13 protein-coding genes and 1 pseudogene are annotated in these 17,787 nt (G+C 34.4%); 1 reads left to right on the top strand and 13 read right to left on the bottom strand.

Translation table 11 applies throughout. The annotated features are described in order from the left end of the window. Nucleotides 1-149: 149 nt before the first annotated feature. The 9 genes and pseudogenes from GXM17_RS12935 to GXM17_RS12895 all read right to left on the bottom strand — a co-directional run bounded on the left by GXM17_RS12935 (nucleotide 150) and on the right by GXM17_RS12895 (nucleotide 8,251). Nucleotides 150-812: a thiamine diphosphokinase gene (locus tag GXM17_RS12935; protein ID WP_163399739.1), complete on the bottom strand. Its 663-nt coding sequence runs from the start codon at nucleotides 810-812 to the stop codon at nucleotides 150-152. Nucleotides 813-875: 63 nt separating this feature from the next. Continuing rightward, nucleotides 876-1,319 (bottom strand): DinB family protein, encoded by a 444-nt coding sequence (locus tag GXM17_RS12930; protein WP_163399738.1) that lies wholly within the window; start codon nucleotides 1,317-1,319, stop codon nucleotides 876-878. 2 nt (nucleotides 1,320-1,321) lie between these two features. After that, nucleotides 1,322-1,807 carry a GyrI-like domain-containing protein gene (locus GXM17_RS12925; RefSeq protein WP_163399737.1) on the bottom strand — a complete coding sequence of 162 codons (486 nt, stop codon included), beginning with the start codon at nucleotides 1,805-1,807 and terminating at the stop codon, nucleotides 1,322-1,324. Between the two features lie 11 nt (nucleotides 1,808-1,818). Next, complete coding sequence (locus GXM17_RS12920; protein WP_163399736.1) at nucleotides 1,819-2,634, bottom strand: DUF4249 domain-containing protein; 816 nt, start codon at nucleotides 2,632-2,634, stop codon at nucleotides 1,819-1,821. A gap of 33 nt (nucleotides 2,635-2,667) precedes the next feature. Then, entirely contained in the window at nucleotides 2,668-5,046 is a 2,379-nt protein-coding gene (locus GXM17_RS12915; protein WP_163399735.1) for a TonB-dependent receptor, read from the bottom strand. A 298-nt stretch (nucleotides 5,047-5,344) separates the two neighbouring features. Next, on the bottom strand, nucleotides 5,345-5,842 hold the full coding sequence (locus GXM17_RS12910; RefSeq protein ID WP_163399734.1) for an SRPBCC family protein: 498 nt from the start codon (nucleotides 5,840-5,842) through the stop codon (nucleotides 5,345-5,347). Further along, complete coding sequence (locus GXM17_RS12905) at nucleotides 5,832-6,158, bottom strand: ArsR/SmtB family transcription factor (protein WP_163399733.1); 327 nt, start codon at nucleotides 6,156-6,158, stop codon at nucleotides 5,832-5,834. The genes GXM17_RS12910 and GXM17_RS12905 overlap by 11 nt, the downstream gene beginning before the upstream one ends. Nucleotides 6,159-6,300: 142 nt before the next feature. Further along, nucleotides 6,301-7,477 (bottom strand): annotated as a pseudogene (locus tag GXM17_RS12900) (hypothetical protein). A 324-nt stretch (nucleotides 7,478-7,801) separates the two neighbouring features. Next, entirely contained in the window at nucleotides 7,802-8,251 is a 450-nt protein-coding gene (locus tag GXM17_RS12895) for a hypothetical protein (protein WP_163399732.1), read from the bottom strand. A gap of 194 nt (nucleotides 8,252-8,445) precedes the next feature. Here GXM17_RS12895 and GXM17_RS12890 point away from each other — a divergent pair, with 194 nt between their 5' ends. After that, nucleotides 8,446-8,628 carry a hypothetical protein gene (locus GXM17_RS12890; RefSeq protein WP_163399731.1) on the top strand — a complete coding sequence of 61 codons (183 nt, stop codon included), beginning with the start codon at nucleotides 8,446-8,448 and terminating at the stop codon, nucleotides 8,626-8,628. Between the two features lie 132 nt (nucleotides 8,629-8,760). Here the strand turns inward: GXM17_RS12890 and GXM17_RS12885 are convergent, their stop codons facing one another. The 4 genes from GXM17_RS12885 to gltB all read right to left on the bottom strand — a co-directional run bounded on the left by GXM17_RS12885 (nucleotide 8,761) and on the right by gltB (nucleotide 17,393). Continuing rightward, the gene (locus tag GXM17_RS12885; RefSeq protein ID WP_163399730.1) at nucleotides 8,761-9,705 is read right to left on the bottom strand and encodes a phosphatase PAP2 family protein; all 945 of its coding nucleotides are present in this window, start codon (nucleotides 9,703-9,705) and stop codon (nucleotides 8,761-8,763) included. Between the two features lie 279 nt (nucleotides 9,706-9,984). Next, nucleotides 9,985-11,205, bottom strand: a complete 1,221-nt coding sequence (gene lysA, locus GXM17_RS12880) for a diaminopimelate decarboxylase (protein ID WP_163399729.1) — start codon at nucleotides 11,203-11,205, stop codon at nucleotides 9,985-9,987. A 214-nt stretch (nucleotides 11,206-11,419) separates the two neighbouring features. Further along, nucleotides 11,420-12,874, bottom strand: coding sequence for a glutamate synthase subunit beta (locus GXM17_RS12875; protein WP_163399728.1), 1,455 nt, complete (start codon nucleotides 12,872-12,874; stop codon nucleotides 11,420-11,422). Between the two features lie 4 nt (nucleotides 12,875-12,878). After that, nucleotides 12,879-17,393 (bottom strand): glutamate synthase large subunit, encoded by a 4,515-nt coding sequence (gene gltB, locus GXM17_RS12870; protein ID WP_163399727.1) that lies wholly within the window; start codon nucleotides 17,391-17,393, stop codon nucleotides 12,879-12,881. Nucleotides 17,394-17,787: the final 394 nt, after the last annotated feature.

The following is a 17,787-nucleotide window of genomic DNA, read 5'->3' as shown; positions in this document are numbered from 1 at the left end:
ATTCGTTTTGTTTATTAATTGTTAGTATTTCAAAGATACATTTTCATATTTTTAATCTATGTCAAAGATATGAGCCCTGATGGAAGCGGCATCCTTTTTCTGGCTTCTGCCAGACAGAAAAAGATACAGCGGACAGCAGGTATTAGCTCCTAATCAAAACATTCCATTAGAAGCAAATCGCCTTCACGATGTGTAATGGTTACAATACCGTCTTTTTTAACTGAATTGCTGCTTCCGGTTCTGTACCCCATTGTGAGGGTATCATCCTGTAATTCATATTTTAGATTGTTCGAAAAAATACCATTTACAATTCCAATTGGAATAAGGGAAATCGGTGTCTGTTCAGTGTACCATTTTTCGAATTTATGTGGCAGCAAAAATATTTTGGAATGGTCGTCTAGAATAACAATTTTAAGCAAATCGCGGTAACGAACAATATTGGTAAGATTGGTAATGGTATGATCGGCACGTTTACCTGTGGCCCAAACCACGTTTACGGCAGGAATTTTTCTATCAATAAGGTAATCAAAGGCTTTTTCTAAATCAGTTTTATCCTGATCCGGAGTATGAATAATTTCAATTGGATATTGCGAGGTTTTATAAATTTCAGGATCAAATCCTCTGTCGAAGTCCCCCAAGAGTACATCAACCTTAATTCCAAGATCAACAACACGTTCAATAGCCGAATCGAGTACAACAACAAGCGGTGACCATTCCAGGAGTTGCCCTAATAATTCAGAACTACAGGCGGCTCCGTTGGCAATAATTAATGCAGGTTCCTGATCGTCGCGAACTATATGGTGTGATGACATGCTGAATTATTATTTTTGAATGTGAATGCAAATGTACGAAAGGATTAGTTTTTTGAATGAATCTTAAACCACTAATCGGCGATGATAATTGATTTGCCCTAAATGATAAGCTAAATGTGTAGAAAGATGAACGAGAAAAAAACTGGTGGTCATTTCTTTTTCGAGAACATTTTGTGGATAAACAGTTTCTAAGTCAGTCTCCGTTAAGGAATCAAGAGTCTTATTTACAACTGCAATAGTTTCATCGATTTTACTGATTAAATGGTCTCTGAGAACATCCTTTGCCGAAAATTCCAATGGACGATCCCGAATATAACCTGTTTTTCCGAGTTCGGCTCCAATGTAAGTGTTGAGATTTCCAATTAAATGAAGGCAAAGGTTTCCGGCAGAATTAGAAATATTTTTATCGATTACCCAAAGCTGGCTTTCAGTTTGATAGGCTTCAATTTCTTCTTTTAATTTGTTCAGATCACGATTAAAAAGTGATTTTAGGGTTTCGATTAGCATGATCATTGAATTTTATTTTTTACAGGAATCCAAATTTCTTCTTCAGAATCCGGATCGTCTTTTTTATACCTTTCAGTCATTACAGCAAAATGAGGCCGGTAATCAACATGATATTCAGAATTAGGAAGCCACTCAGTAAAAATAAAACGATAGGTTTTATCAGATTCTGCTGCAGGTCCTTTATGAATAAAAACGGCGTATATTCCGGTTGGGATTACTAAAGTTTCCATATTTGTTGGGATTTCATTAAAATCCGAAACTTCAATAGCGGCCCATTTCTCAAAAGTATTTTTTGAATCAAAATGATTAAAATAGCCTACAGGAAAAATTTCCAGTGAATACAAATTAGAATCAATTGAATTTTTAACTTCTTTTCGATCAGGCATAAAACTACTCCATAACTGAAATGTTTTATTTTCTACAAACGACATTGTAATATGTTTTCCGATAAGTTTTTTTTCAGCTATGACTTCAATTCTGGCTTCCACTTTCAACTAAATTATTTAACCGTATATTTTCTTGAAACAATTTCGCTTAGCGAAAAATAACCTAAAGGATAATTACTTTTATCAGTTACATTGATAATATTTCCTCTTACTGTTGCCGGCGGAGTCTGAAAAGGCCCACCTATATTACTTCCTGAAATGCTTACTAATATGTTCATATAATTATAATATTGCTTTGAAATGCCATAATGTGTTATTTCGACTTCGTCTCCTGCCTTTAAATCTTCATCATCAGAAACGCTGAAAAATTCGTTGCCCTGATAAAACTCATCTTTGTCAGCATAATAAGTGGAGGTAATTTTATTTGAATATACATATCTGTACAAATAATAATTATCAATCTCTGCAGGATCATTATAAAAAGCCCTCACAACAATCCCCGCAATTGTACCAGAATCGTTTTGTTCAATATGTGTTATAGGGGCTACAGATTTCAAAGTTTCACTTGCTGTATATGTATTTCCGTTACTAATTACAGTTAAGGTATAATTTTCATCAATTACCGGTTTAAAGTTATTACACACATACCGGCCCGAATTTGGCACTTCTGCAAAATCAAACTGCTGATTAGTACTGTTTTTAATATAAACAACAGCTCCGCTAACTATTGGAATTCCATCTTCGAAATAACCTGTTGTAGTTGTCAGTTTTATTGTCTGCTGCGCTCCGGAAGTACCTTTTCTCCAATTAATGGCCGCTTCTATCACTAGTTTTGGAGCGGCAGTTTCCAGATCGACATCAACGACTTCTTCACATCCAGTAAAGAATAGAGATATAAAAAAAACTACTAAGAAGATTACTTTTTTCATGCTTTATGTCTTTTTTTTAACAAGGAATAGACTTTAGAACTTAAAACTATAACTAACTGCCGGCACAATACCAAAAATCGATGTCCTCACTGCTTCGTTATGACCAGTATCAGCATTTTGACGGAAATTGAGAGAGGCAGCATTTTGTCTATTATATAAATTGTATATACTAAAAACCCATTCGCCTTTCCACTTTCTGTTTTTGTTTTTTTCAAGAGATAATGTCGCAGAAACATCCAAATGATGATATGCCGGCAGGCGGTTTCCATTTCGTAATCCGTAACCGGGAACAGTAATTCCCAGATATTCATACTGACTGTTAGGATAGGAAACAGGCTGACCGGACTGCAAAACAAAATTAGCTCCAAATGACCATCTTTCATTTAAATTATAAGCTGAAGTAATAGCCAGATTATGTAGTTTATCATATGCCGAATTATACCATTGTCCGTTATTAATTCCTGTTTCTTCAGGTGTTCTTCCGGGAGTTTGTTGCTCTGATTTTGAAAGTGTATAAGAAATCCAGCCATTAAATTTACCTTCGTTCTTTTTCAGCATGATTTCCAGTCCATAAGCACGCATTCGTCCATTTAAAATTACCTGTTCGATTGCATCATTAGCAATCAAATCGGCACCGTCAATATAATCCAGACGGTTTTTAACTTCTTTATAATAAATCTCAGTTTCGAGTGAATAAGTTCCACCATTAAAATTTCTAAAATAACCCAGCGCAACCTGGTCTGCAATTTGAGGCTTGATATAATTGTCACTTGGCATCCACACATCAAGAGGTGTAGGAGATGAAGTATTAGAAATTAGCTGAAGATATTGTGCCATTCTGTGATAACTGCCTTTTATGGCCTGATCATCATTCAGCTGATAAGAAATTGAAAACCTGGGCTCCAAATTATTATAACTTTTAATGACCTTATTTTTACTGTAATATTTGGTAGCTATTGGTGTTGCTTTTTCATAAATCTGCATTTCCGGATTAAAAACAACTGCATTATTGTTTTCATAGAGATTAATCGTCGAAGCACCTAAGCGATGAAACATACTGTATCTTAAGCCACAATAAACTGTTATTTTTTTTGAAATCTGACTTTCTGAGCCAATGTAAGGTGACATTGCAAGTGCATATTTCTTATCTAATTGCTCAGGATTAATTGTAAATTCATCACTTAAAGGTTTTATTATTCCGGGATTAAACTCATAATATATTCCGTTTAAACCATAAGTTAATTTGAATTTATCTGAAATATAGTTTTCAAAATCATATTTAGCAGTATAATTTTTAATACCGGAATCCCACTTGAAACCTACAAAATTTAAAGTAAGTCCATAATAATAATCACTGTAAATTAAAGACATATTTGCAAATAATTTATCCGAATATAAATGACTCCAGCGCAAATCTAAAGTCGAATTACCATAAGTGTTCCTGAAAATCTTATTGAGTTTAAAAACATCCCTTCCAAAATATCCTGACAAAAACAAACTGTTGTTTTCGTTTAGTTTATAACTTATTTTGGTATTTAAATCATAAAAATAAGCAGCATTTTCTTTTTGCTCCTCTGATAATTTCAGAAATAAATGCGCGTAAGACGCCCTGCCTCCTATTAAAAATGAACCTTTATTTTTTACTATTGGACCTTCCGCGAGAATTCGGCTTGAAATTAGCCCCAATCCTCCGTTTACATGAAACTCTTTACTATTTCCGTCTTTTTGATAAACATCCAGAACAGAAGAAACCCTTCCTCCGTAACGCGCCGGAATTCCTCCCTTATATAATTTCAAATTCTTAATCGCGTCAGCATTAAAAACAGAAAAAAATCCAAAAACATGTGAGGAATTAAATATAGTGGCCTCATCCAATAAAATCAAATTCTGATCTGCACCTCCTCCCCTTACATTAAATCCTGACGCTCCCTCTCCGGAATTTGTTACACCAGGCAAAAGCAAAATAGATTTTAAAACATCAACTTCGCCCAAAACAACCGGCATTTTCTTTATGGAAGAAATAGACAGCCTGTTAACACTCATTTCAGGCGATTTAATATTAGTCTTATTATTCCCCGCCTTAATTACAACCTCCTGAAGTTCCTGACTATTTTCAATTAAAGATAAATTTTCTTTTGCATTGTCATTTAAAACAATTGCTTTTTCAACTTCCTGGTAGCCTGAATGGTTTATTTTTAACAGATGTTCACCTGCAGGAAGTGTAAGCGAATAAAAGCCATACTTGTTTGTGTAAGTTTCAATATTCAGAGAAGGAACATAAATATGTACACCTATTAGAGATTCATTATTTCCAAAGTCAGTTATGGTTCCGCTTAACGTAAATTTTTCCTGAGAAAATGAAATTAAAGTGATGAGAAAAACAACAAATGTGCAGATTTTTTTTGTAATCATATCCTGTATCAAATATACCTTATCAACGTTTTGTTATTATGATTGTTGCGCAAACGTTTTTAAGAATGAGTTAAGAAAATCTTTTTTTCATTGTATCCAAAGATAGATTTTAGAATTCATTCAGGTTGTCTCAAAAAATTTAAATTTGTGTTCATATAAATTTTATGATTGTCATTTTTCTCTTTTATGTTTTAACCATATTTAAGATAATTTGGTCAAAAAAAATCTCTGTAGATAAACTAGCCGCAGAGATTTTTTTCGCTTTTCATGTCAATGAAATAAAATACAACTATTACATTTATTCTGATTCAAAAATTGCATCCAGGCCTTCCATAGCTATCGTAAAACCTTCTTTGAATCCCATTTCAATAATCATTTCCAAATCAGAAAGTTTATCATGTTTGATTGTAACATCAACAAAGGTAGAACTGCCTTTGTCAGTAAAAGTTACATTCCAGTCAGAACGCGGAAAATCCTTATTTAAATTTCCTTCGCTGTCGCTAAAAGCATCACGATATTTAAAATTTGTTTTTGGGCTAATGGAAGTATAATCAGCTATTGCCCAATGTTCTTCGCCTTCAGGACCAACCATTGCATATAATCTTCGGCCTCCTTCTTTAAATTCCATACTTTTTGTTTTGGACTTCCATGGCGCCGGCGCCCACCATTTATCTAATATATCAGCTTCCGTCCATGCAGCCCAGACATTTGCAATTGAAGCCCTGAATTCGCGTTTTACATTTACTGTGCTGTTTTCTTTGTCTACTGTAAAATTCATTAAAAGATTAGTTTTCATTTTCTTTCGCTTTTAAATTAATTAATACCTGATCCAACTGATTAAAACGATTTTCCCAGATTTGTTTAAATTGCTCCAGCCATTGGTCTATTTCCTTCATCTTATCTATTTTTAGCTTATAATATATTTCTCTTCCTGCTTTTCTTTCTTCCAGCAATTCGCATTCATTAAGTATTTTGATGTGTTTGGAAACTGCCTGGCGAGTTACATTAAACTTTTCGGCTATTGCATTCGGTGTCAATGCATTTGAAGAAATCAACACTAAAATTGCTCTCCGGGTTGGATCACCAATAGCCTGAAAAATATCTCGTTTCATTATAATATTATTTTAATACGCAATCAATCAGTTGCAAATATACGCAACTATTTGGTTTCTAATTATATTTTCCTTCTTTTTTTAAACCAAAAAAAATCCTATTTACCAGAATATAAATAGGATTTCAAATTTTTCATGATTCTTATCTGAATTTGTTTCGTGTGATAATGTTTTTGAATTTAGATTTTAAGTCCTCTCCTGTATCAAAAACCATCTGTTCGTTGTTGGGAAAAGGCACTGCACGTTTATTAAAATAACCTAAATATTTTTCATCACAAGCATTTTTATCTCCTTTGTAAGTCGAATAAACGTTTTCGAAAATATATTCGCTTGCAACAGGAAATGACTGAAGCAACATATTGCTTTTTAAATCTACATAATCCACCTTAGCAGTTACCATGCTTTAAACTGTCTGAACTCGAAAATTTTGATTGTAATCTTTTTAAAATTTTCAACTTTTACAGGGCGTCCTAAACTGTCTTTAACAGGCTTCCCTCTGCTGTCTAAAAGCATCTTAAAACCATCTTTGATTTCTTTTTCTTTAACGAATTCTTTTTCTTTTATCTGTTCAGGCGAAATGTGAATTTCCCTGAAATTTAAAATCATGCTATAATCGTAATTAATGTTTTTCTGCCTCACATTATGATAAACTGTCCATTTATCATTGAGTCCGTAAGTACTAAAATCCAGCAAATCATTCTGCAACTGCTTCGGAATAATCATATCTGTTTCATTTACAGCATAAACATTAACGAAATCAGTCCCTTTAAATTGAGCATCATCCATTAATTTTTGGGCATTTTTATAATTCGGATTAATGCTTTCTATATAACCTAAATCATCATATGCTTTTCTAAAATCAAGTTTATTACTCGACTTTAAAAGGACTCGTGCGTTTTCATACAAAAACTTTGATAAGGCATTTTACTGTTTAAAATCTGATCAGAATAGTTATCGAAAATGAACTGAGCATTTTTTCCCTGTTTTAATAACTGTAGAGGCAATATAGGCCTGATTTTTTCCTGACGATTGTTTAACTGAACATAAGTGTTGTAAATAAGCTCCAGATTAGCAGGATTTTTTTCTTTTTCCATCATTTCCAGATTTCTTAAATCCCAGTCTTTTGCTTTTGCGAAAGCTTCTTCTAACAAATACACATAGTCTTGTTTTCCTTTAGAATCTTTGTTTGTTTTTAATACTTCGACAGCGCGGTTTATAGCAGCGTCATAATTACCGTCACCTATGAGCGATTGCGTTGTTTTCACGCCACACGAAAATGCTATAAATAATATAGTAGCCAATAAAGTAATTTTTTGCATAGAAATCATTTTGAAGATGTAAATATATCTTTTTTTAGCTTTCAACAACTATACCTTTTTTCCAATTCAATATGAGAATTGGGAACTTATCCATTTATAATCCTGTCTGGCATTTAAGTAGTACTAATAAAAGATTAATTTCCCTCTCTATCATTTTCAGATTAAGCTGGAAAAATCTCTTTTCTCTTAAGAGAATAAATTCAGGAACTTTCCTAAAGAACAATTTCCAAACCATATTTTAATAGAGTTCGTAACTTTACATACGCAGAAGCATCCTTACTATTGATATTCTATTAAATTGAGTAGAAAAATATTAATGCAGCATTATGGAAAAACCGCTTCTATTTTGGTTTCTGATCTTTCCCTTACAGGACTGTCCGGATGAAAACTCCAAATGACCAGAAACTTTCCTTTTACAACATATTCTTCAGGATGTTCATCTGTAGGCTGTCCCCCTTTACCCCATAACAATCCCTGCAAAAAACGTTCTCCTTTAAAAGCATGTTCAAACTCAAAATACATAATAGAGCCTGTATCGGGTCTGCTTTTAAAACTTTGCATTGATTTACTTTTCACAGTTCCAACAATGTTGCTGTATGTTTCAATATCATTGTAAAAGGTACATGCCTGAATAGAAACGCAATTGTTACCGTCGCTCAGTGTATAACCTTTTGGAATTTCTTTTGGCCTTAGTTTTAAATCAGCTATAGTCTGACTGAATGAATTTGAATTGAATAATGAGAATAATAAAAGCAGGCAAATTTTAATTTTCATAGTTTGGGTAGTTTGAAGGTCTTAAAGCTGAAATTCGACAGTGAAAAAAAATTGAATATTTTTTTATAAAATTCGAAATTATATCAGGCTAAAATAGTATTTTACCCAGATTAAAAATAATTTATTACAAGATATTAAAACTGGCTGACATTTTTCAACGTAAATAACTATATTTCAATTAAATACATTTTACCATGACTAACAAGTACCCTAAAATCGGACGCGAACATGAGTTTGATACAATCCAGAATCATGTTGAAACAGACTACGAAACGAATAAAAAAATGAATGTTATTGCTATTAGCTTACTCATTTTTTTATTTAGTTTACTATTTGTAGTTTGGAGTTTTGTGTTTTCCATACCAAAGTTCGCATAACATTATTGAAGTAAATCATTACTTAACCGAAAATTATTGATTTTAATTTGGCATCAAAATCCAAATTAAAATTGGCATCACAATCTAAATTAAAATCAATAATATTTCTTAAATCTGATGAATTACGAACAATTAAAAAGTTCCAATAAAATGAAATCCTACCATAGAATTTGAAATTTGAGGAATTAATTGTTTATGCATAATTATTTTTTTATGATTAGATACAGCATTCAATTCTCTTTTTTCTCTTTGTTTGCGGCTGCTAATCACTATTGAACGACCAATTATTGTACCAACTAATCCGCCTACTAATAAGTCTGAAACCCAGTGCTCATGACTTTTTATGTCTGAAAGAAATACTGCAGTAACAAAAGTATAAGGAATCCAATAGTTGTCATACTCCATCTGGAATACTTTTGCCACAGCAAAATAAGAAGTTGCATGAAATGAAGGAAACGAAGTTGCCGGTCCTCCATGTTTTAAGTGAATACCTTGATAGTTTCCAAAATCCCATGGATCTTTTGTCCACGGCTCTACTACAGGTCTATCGTCATTTACTTTTCTTTGAGGCCTGTTTCTTGCTGCCAGGCTTTTGAGAACTATTTGAGTTATCACATAAGAATACGCTAAGGATTTGACAGCATTAACAGCAACAACTTGTCCTTTTTTATTATTAATGATTAATGAACCTGCATACAAGCCAATAATTGGATATACAATATAGGAGTCTGCACCAATTACGTGTGGTATGTTACTTTCAATATGAGGTAAGTGATAATCAATATTAGGTTCTACACTTTCGTGCCAAAAACCTGTTGTATGCTTGTCAACAGCTATTAAACCAACAATTCCTGCAGTATAAAGTGCTGTTCGTTTCCAGTCGCTTGAGATGGTATGTCCCATTGCTGAAAAATCGCCGGGAACACTTAGAAAACTGTCCGCAATAACAGAACCCGCTACTTTGAACCTTTTTTCTTTTTTAATTTTTACACTGTCATGTTTTACATTTAGGCTGTCATCCTGAGAAAAGCCGGAAATTGAAAATAAGGTAAAAAGAATTATAATGCAGTATTTCATAGGTAAAACTTTTTTAGGTTTTATTTCAGCGTATATAATTTTAGTTTTTTAATTTTTTTAAATATTACATAAAGTAGCTTCTTCGGAGCATTATAAATATAATGAAATTTTATCCTACCTTTTTTATATTTAAACCTTTAAATTTTACAAAAATTCAATCCTAGCTATCAATTACAACTAAAATTTCTGTCAAGTAAAATGAAAATTAGCTTACAATAAAAAAAATCCCATTCACCTTTCGGGAACGGGACTTTAGAATTGATATTCTTTTTTTTTATTTTAAACTGTTGTTGCTTCTACAGGCAACGGAATTTGATTTTTAAGCAAATCTTCAAATGTTTCATGCTGGCGGATCAGTATTCCCTGACCGTTCATCCATAAAACTTCAGCCGGTTTATACCTTGAGTTATAGTTCGAAGACATTGAGAAACAATATGCTCCGGCGTTACGGAAAGCTAAAATATCACCTTCAGTGATTTCCGGAATTCTTCGATTATTTGCAAAAGTATCCGTTTCACAAATGTAACCCACAACAGAATAAAAACGCTCTTTTCCTTTAGGGTTCGAAATGTTTTCAATATGGTGTGAAGATCCATATAACATCGGACGGATTAAGTGATTGAAACCACTATCAACTCCGGCAAAAACTGTAGAAGTCGTTTGTTTTACAACATTTACTTTTACTAAGAAATGACCAGCCTCACTCACCAAAAATTTTCCTGGTTCGAAAATCAACGTTAAATCTCTACCGTACTCTGTGCAGAAAGCATTAAATCTTTTAGATAATTTTTTACCTAATTCTTCAATATCTGTTTCGATATCGTCTTTTTTGTAAGGAACTTTGAATCCGCTTCCAAAATCTAAGAATTGCAAGTCTTTGAAATGTTTAGCTGTGTCAAAAAGAATTTCAGCTGCATACAAGAATACTTCGATATCTAAAATATCAGATCCAGTGTGCATGTGAATTCCGACAATACTCATTTTTGTGTTCTCTACAATTCGTAAAATATGCGGAATTTGATGAACAGAAATGCCGAATTTACTATCAATATGACCAACAGAAATATTAGCATTTCCACCCGCCATTACGTGCGGATTTATACGAATACATACCGGAATATGCGGATGTTTTGTTCCGAATTGCTCCAGAATTGACAAGTTGTCAATATTGATTTGCACACCCATAGCAGCAACTTCCTCGATTTCTTCCAAAGAAACTCCGTTAGGTGTAAAGAAAATTTTGTCAGGATCATAGCCAGCGTGAAGTCCTAACTGAACCTCCTGAATAGATACAGTGTCTAAACCAGATCCCATGTTCTTTAATAACTGAAGAATCGCAACGTTAGACAATGCCTTCATGGCATAATTAACTCTTAAGTTTTCTACCTTAGAGAAAGCTTTAGTTAATCTGTTGTACTGAGACTGGATTTTTTCGGCATCGTAAACATACAATGGACTTCCAAATTGTTCTGCTAACTGCAGTAAATCTTTTGCTTGCATTTTTAAACTTATTTTGAGCAAATTTATTATTCTTTTATCTATCGACAAATAATTTATAGAAAAATAACAAATTATAACAAATTGTTTGTTTTTTAAACTTTATCAGTAATTTATTTAAATTTAAAACATTTTTCTTTTTTCACATTAAAAACACAAAAAAAAGCAAAACGGCCATCAATATTGACAGCCGTTTAAGAAATTTATTGTATAATTATTATACTCCAGGTAAGTCTCCACCTTCTTTAGTAGGCAAATCAGATTTACCCATTAAGTAGATATCAACCTGACGAGCAGCTTCTCTACCTTCAGAAATAGCCCAGACAATCAATGACTGTCCTCTTCTCATATCACCTGCTGTAAAAATATTAGGAACGTTTGTCTGATAATTATTCGCTTTATAGTTGCTTCTAAAATCAATTTCCAATCCTAATTGGCTGCTTAAAGTTTTTTCCGGTCCTGTAAATCCAAGTGCCAGTAACGCTAAGTCACAAGGCCAGATTTTTTCAGAACCTTCTATTTCTAGTAATTCAGGACGCTGTCCCGGAACCATTTTCCACTCTACCTTTACAGTCTTCAAAGCTATTAATTTACCATTTTCATCTTTGATAAATTCTTTCGTATTGATTAACCAGTCTCTTTCACAACCTTCTTTGTGTGAAGTAGAAGTTTTTAACTGCAATGGCCAGTACGGCCAAGGAGTTGATGCGCTTCTTCCAACTGGCGGTTTTGGCATGATCTCAAAATTAGTTACCGATTTTGCACCATGACGATTTGATGTTCCAACACAGTCAGAACCTGTATCACCACCACCAATTACAATTACATCTTTTCCTGTAGCCAATACCTGATTTTCGATTTTTTCTCCAAAAACAACTTTAGTTTGTTGTGTTAAGAAATCCATTGCCTGAACTACACCGTCAGCATCTGCTCCCGGAGTAGGCAAACCTCTTCTTTCTGTAGCACCTCCACAAAGTACAATTGAATCGAATGCTTTTAAATCTTCAACTGAATAGTTTACGCCAACATTTGTATTTACTTTAAAGGTAATTCCTTCTGCCTCTAAAATAGCGATACGTCTGTCGATAATTCCTTTTTCCAATTTGAAATTTGGAATTCCATAACGTAATAAACCTCCAATTGCATTGTCTCTCTCAAAAACAGTAACCGTGTGACCTGCTCTGTTTAACTGCTGAGCTGCTGCTAAACCTGCAGGACCTGAACCTACCACCGCAACTGTTTTACCAGTTCTTACTTTTGGTGGCTGCGGTTTAATCCATCCTTCTCTGAAAGCACGCTCCACAATATTTTTCTCTATATTTTCAATAGCGATTGGCTCTTCAATAAGTCCTAATACACATGCTTTTTCGCATGGTGCCGGACATAAACGTCCTGTAAATTCAGGAAAATTATTGGTTGAATGCAAAATCCATGAGGCTTTTTGCCATTCTTCCTGGTAAACCATGTGATTGAAATCTGGAATTAAATTCCCCAGAGGACAACCACTGTGACAAAAAGGAATACCACAATCCATGCAACGAGAACCCTGAGTAGTTATTTCAGCTTCACTCAAAGGAATCGTAAATTCATTATAATTCGTTACACGTTCTTTAACTTCTATATATGATTCGTCTTGTCTTTCGAATTCTTTAAAACCTGTTACTTTTCCCATTGTATTATGCTGTTAATTCTTCTACCATTTGTTCTTCTGTTTCCAGACGTTTCAACGCTTTTTTGTACTCTGTAGGCATTACTTTTACAAAATTGTCTAAGCTTCCAGCCCAGTCGTTTAATAATGCTGTTCCTCTTGTACTGTTTGTGTACAGAACGTGTCTTTCGATCAAATTTCTTAAGTCGTCAGCATCAGCACCTTCAACTGTTTCAAATTCGATTGTTTCCGTATTACACAATCCGTTTTTAAATTTGTGTTCAGGATCATAGACATAAGCGATACCACCGCTCATACCTGCCGCAAAGTTACGTCCTGTGTTACCAAGTACCACCACTTTACCTCCGGTCATGTACTCACAACCGTGATCTCCAACACCTTCCACTACAGCAATCGCTCCAGAATTACGTACTGCAAATCGCTCTCCGGCTATACCATTTATATAAGCCTCTCCTTCGATTGCACCAAATAAACAAACGTTTCCAACAATGATATTATTCTCAGCTACAAATGTTGCATTTGCAGGCTTTTTGATGATTAATTTAGCTCCAGATAAACCTTTACCTAAATAATCATTTGTATTTCCTTCTACGGTAAATGTAAGTCCATGCGCACTAAACGCTCCTAAACTCTGACCCGCAGAACCAGTAAAATTGACATTTAAGGTATCCTCAGGTAATCCAAGGTGACCGTATATTTTAGAAATTTCATTACTCACAATAGCTCCAACAGAACGGTTTATATTGTTAATTGGGTAAGCCAAAGTCATTTTTTCTTTTCTGTACAAAGCACGGTGCGAATCTCTAAGGATTTGGAAATCCAGTACATTTTCTAAACCATGATCCTGCTTTTCTGTATTACGGATCGCCATTTTTTTGTAAGCAGCCGGTCTGTGCAGGATTGAAGACAAATCCAATCCTTTAGCTTTATAATGTTCAATTGCTTTGTTTGAATTGATTTTATCAGTCTGCCCTACCATTTCAGCTAACGTTCTAAAACCTAACTGAGCCATAATACCTCTTAATTCTTCTGCAACATAATAGAAGAAGTTAATAACGTGCTCCGGAGTTCCTTTGAAGTTTTTACGCAATTCCTTATCCTGAGTAGCAATTCCGACAGGACAAGTATTCAGGTGGCATTTACGCATCATGATACAGCCTGAAGCTACAAGAGGAGCAGTTGCAAAACCAAATTCCTCAGCTCCTAATAAAGCAGCGATAGCTACGTCACGACCTGTTTTTAACTGACCGTCACACTCAACAACAATTCTGCTTCTTAAGTTATTTAACACTAATGTTTGCTGCGCTTCTGCTAATCCAAGTTCCCATGGAAGACCTGCATGTTTTAATGATGTTAAAGGAGAAGCACCTGTTCCGCCATCATAACCTGCAATCAAAACAACATCTGCTTTAGCTTTAGCAACACCGGCAGCAATTGTTCCAACACCCACTTCAGAAACCAGTTTCACATTGATACGGGCTTCTCTGTTCGCATTTTTCAAATCGAAGATTAATTGTGCCAAATCTTCAATAGAGTAAATATCATGGTGTGGCGGAGGCGAAATCAACCCTACGAAAGGAGTTGAGTTACGTGCTTCTGCAATCCATGGCAATACTTTTTCTCCAGGCAGCTGACCACCTTCTCCAGGCTTAGCGCCCTGAGCCATTTTAATCTGGATTTCTTTTGCATTTGTCAGATAGTGAGAAGTAACTCCAAAACGTCCGGAAGCAACCTGTTTGATAGCGGAGTTACGGCTGTCACCATTGATGTCCGGCTGGAAACGTTTTCTGTCTTCCCCACCTTCACCTGAATTGGATTTTCCTCCAATACGGTTCATGGCAATAGCTAAATTTTCGTGTGCTTCTCTTGAAATCGATCCGTAAGACATTGCACCCGTTTTAAAACGCTTCACAATTTCTGTCCAGGGCTCTACTTCTTCTAGTGGAATCGGATTTAAGTTATCAAATTCAAATAATCCACGAATAGTCATTAAACTCTTAGCCTGATCGTTGATTGTATTTGAATACACATCATAACTGTCCTGATCGCTTAACCGAACTGCCTGTTGTAATTTTGCAATCGTAGTAGGATTAAATAAGTGCCTTTCTCCGTTACGTCTCCATCTGTATTCCCCGCCAATATTCAAACCTAATCTGCTTGCAATTAGTTTATCAGGGTAAGCGTATTTGTATCTTTCTGTAATCTCTTTCTCAATTTCGTATAACCCAATTCCTTCAATTCTGGAAGTTGTGTATGGGAAATATTTTTCAACGAATTTTGAATTGAATCCAACAATTTCAAAAATCTGGGAACCTCTGTATGAATGTAAAGTTGAGATTCCGATTTTATTCATAATTTTCAAAATTCCTGAACCAATCGCTTTATTGAAATTATCAACTGCTTTTTGTTCTGAAATTCCTGTAATAAACCCTTCCTGAACCTGAACACGGATGATTTCATTTACCATATAAGGATTGATCGCACTTGCACCGTATCCGAATAATGTAGCAAAATGATGTGGTTCACGAGGTTCAGCAGATTCCATGATAATATCAAAATAAGAACGCTTACGCAAACGGTTCATCTGATGATTTACATATGAACATGCCAATAAAGCCGGGATTGGTGCAAACTCCTTATTCACACCTCTGTCAGAAAGAATAATAATATTGGTTCCTCTTTCTACAGCTTTTGTAATTTGTACAATTATAGCATCCAAAGCATCTTCCAACCCATTCACACCTTCAGCTTTTGGATATAAAATTTTAAAAGTTTCTGCTTTAAAATTATCTATAGAAATCGTTCTGATTTTTTCTAGGTCACCGTTAGAAATAACCGGATTCTGAATTCTTAATTTACGACATTGTTTGCTTGTAATGTCAAAAATATTACGGTCCTGACCTAAATTCAAAGCAATATCTGTGACGATTTCTTCACGGATACCATCCAATGGCGGATTCGTTACCTGAGCGAATAATTGCTTGAAATAATTAGGAATTAACTGAGGTCTGTCTGACAACACGGCAAGAGGCGTATCGATTCCCATTGAACCCAAAGCTTCTTTACCTGTTTGGGCCATTGGCGTAATCATATCCTGAATATCCTCCAATGTATAATTAAAAAGACGCTCTCTTGTTGGCAAATCTATAGTTTCAACCGGACAAACATCTGATGTTTCCGGAACATCTCTTAAGTGTAATCTATATTGATCCAACCATTCCTGATAAGGTCTTTCAGAAACAATTTTACTTTTAATTTCTTCGTCATTGATGATACGGCCTTCATTCATATCCACAAGGAACATTTTACCAGGCTCTAATCTACCATGGCTTTCAACATCTTCAGCAGGCACTTCAACAACTCCAATTTCAGAAGCCATAATTAATTTACCGCTTTTAGTAACAGTATATCTTGAAGGTCTTAGCCCGTTACGGTCTAATAAAGCTCCTACATAATCCCCATCTGAAAATGGAACAGAAGCAGGACCGTCCCATGGCTCCATAATACAAGCATTATATTCATAGAATGCTTTTCTTTCAGGAGACATTGTTTTGTGTTTTTCCCATGCCTCAGGAATCATCATCATCATTACTTCCGGCAATGATCTTCCTGTGTGCGTTAACAATTCCACCACCATATCCATAGAAGCAGAATCTGATTTTCCTGGTAAAATGATTGGGAATAATTTATCGATTTGTGGTCCGAAAACCTCACTTTTCATAATTTCTTCACGAACACGCATTCTGCTCACGTTACCACGCAAAGTATTAATCTCACCATTCTGACACATATATCTAAATGGCTGAGCCAACTCCCATGTAGGCATTGTATTGGTAGAGAAACGCTGGTGTACTAATGCTAAACGTGTCACTAAATCCGTTTGCTGTAAATCAGTATAGTACGGACCAATATCTTCCGGCATGATAATACCTTTATATATTATAGTGGTCGTTGATAAACTCGGAAGATAAAAATAGGAGCTTTGTGATATCTTTGAATGCCTGATTGTATGTTCGGTAATTTTACGTGCTGCATACAATTTTGCTTTAAAAACAGCATCCTCAATAGCTTCTTTTTTTCCAATAAAAATTTGTTCGATACTTGGTTCTGACGCTAAAGCAATTTCACCCAGCTGCGAAGAATCAACCGGAACTTCTCTCCATCCTAAAACAGAAAGTCCCTGTGCTTTAATTTCTTTTTCAAAAATCTCTTTACAAAAATCGTATTGATTTTTAATTTTTGGTAAAAATACCATTCCAACAGCATACTCACGCGCAGCAGGCAATTCAAAATCACATATCCTCTTGAAATAATCATGAGGAATATCAATTAAAAGTCCAGCTCCATCCCCTGTTTTTCCATCAGCACTCACTCCACCTCTGTGTTCCAGTTTAACTAGAATCTCAAGAGCATCATGAATAATTTGGTTTGTCTTTTCTCCTTTAAGATTGCAGATAAAACCAGCTCCGCAATTTTCATGCTCGAATTCTGGCAAATAAAGGCCTTGTTCTTTTAGTTTCATTCTTGATATTTTTTTTTTACAAAAATAAAGATTTCATTAAATATAATGTATCGAAATTATGCTTTGCCTTACACTTTTATAGGAATATTAGAAAAACGGTTCTTAAATGATAATAATATTACAGAACGCATTGTGAATTGCCAAAATGACAATTGCATTTAAATTATATTAAGAAAAATCGACATTATGTAACAAAATTGAGTTGCTTTTAGGTTAATTCTAAAACGATATAGTGACTTACAATTAACATTAAGAGCGCATTGACTTAACTATTTATTGGCTTTAACCAAATTTATTTAACAAACTGGGATTGGTTTATTATTAATTAAAAAAGATTTTACTTTTCAGTTCAATTTCGCTACTTTTGTCGCACTTTTATTCTGAAATAAATTCA

This window comes from Flavobacterium fluviatile (genome assembly GCF_010645065.1).
In the GTDB taxonomy this organism is placed as follows: Bacteria; Bacteroidota; Bacteroidia; order Flavobacteriales; family Flavobacteriaceae; genus Flavobacterium; species Flavobacterium fluviatile.
This window is presented reverse-complemented; position numbering and strand designations above follow the sequence as displayed.

Bases quoted from the DNA above. Each gene is read 5' to 3' on its own strand.
- GXM17_RS12935 (WP_163399739.1), bottom strand. From the start codon at position 812: ATGTCATCACACCATATAGTTCGCGACGATCAGGAACCTGCATTAATT.
- GXM17_RS12930 (WP_163399738.1), bottom strand. From the start codon at position 1,319: ATGCTAATCGAAACCCTAAAATCACTTTTTAATCGTGATCTGAACAAA.
- GXM17_RS12920 (WP_163399736.1), bottom strand. From the start codon at position 2,634: ATGAAAAAAGTAATCTTCTTAGTAGTTTTTTTTATATCTCTATTCTTT.
- GXM17_RS12915 (WP_163399735.1), bottom strand. From the start codon at position 5,046: ATGATTACAAAAAAAATCTGCACATTTGTTGTTTTTCTCATCACTTTA.
- GXM17_RS12910 (WP_163399734.1), bottom strand. From the start codon at position 5,842: ATGAAAACTAATCTTTTAATGAATTTTACAGTAGACAAAGAAAACAGC.
- GXM17_RS12905 (WP_163399733.1), bottom strand. From the start codon at position 6,158: ATGAAACGAGATATTTTTCAGGCTATTGGTGATCCAACCCGGAGAGCA.
- GXM17_RS12895 (WP_163399732.1), bottom strand. From the start codon at position 8,251: ATGAAAATTAAAATTTGCCTGCTTTTATTATTCTCATTATTCAATTCA.
- GXM17_RS12890 (WP_163399731.1), top strand. From the start codon at position 8,446: ATGACTAACAAGTACCCTAAAATCGGACGCGAACATGAGTTTGATACA.
- GXM17_RS12885 (WP_163399730.1), bottom strand. From the start codon at position 9,705: ATGAAATACTGCATTATAATTCTTTTTACCTTATTTTCAATTTCCGGC.
- lysA (WP_163399729.1), bottom strand. From the start codon at position 11,205: ATGCAAGCAAAAGATTTACTGCAGTTAGCAGAACAATTTGGAAGTCCA.
- GXM17_RS12875 (WP_163399728.1), bottom strand. From the start codon at position 12,874: ATGGGAAAAGTAACAGGTTTTAAAGAATTCGAAAGACAAGACGAATCA.
- gltB (WP_163399727.1), bottom strand. From the start codon at position 17,393: ATGAAACTAAAAGAACAAGGCCTTTATTTGCCAGAATTCGAGCATGAA.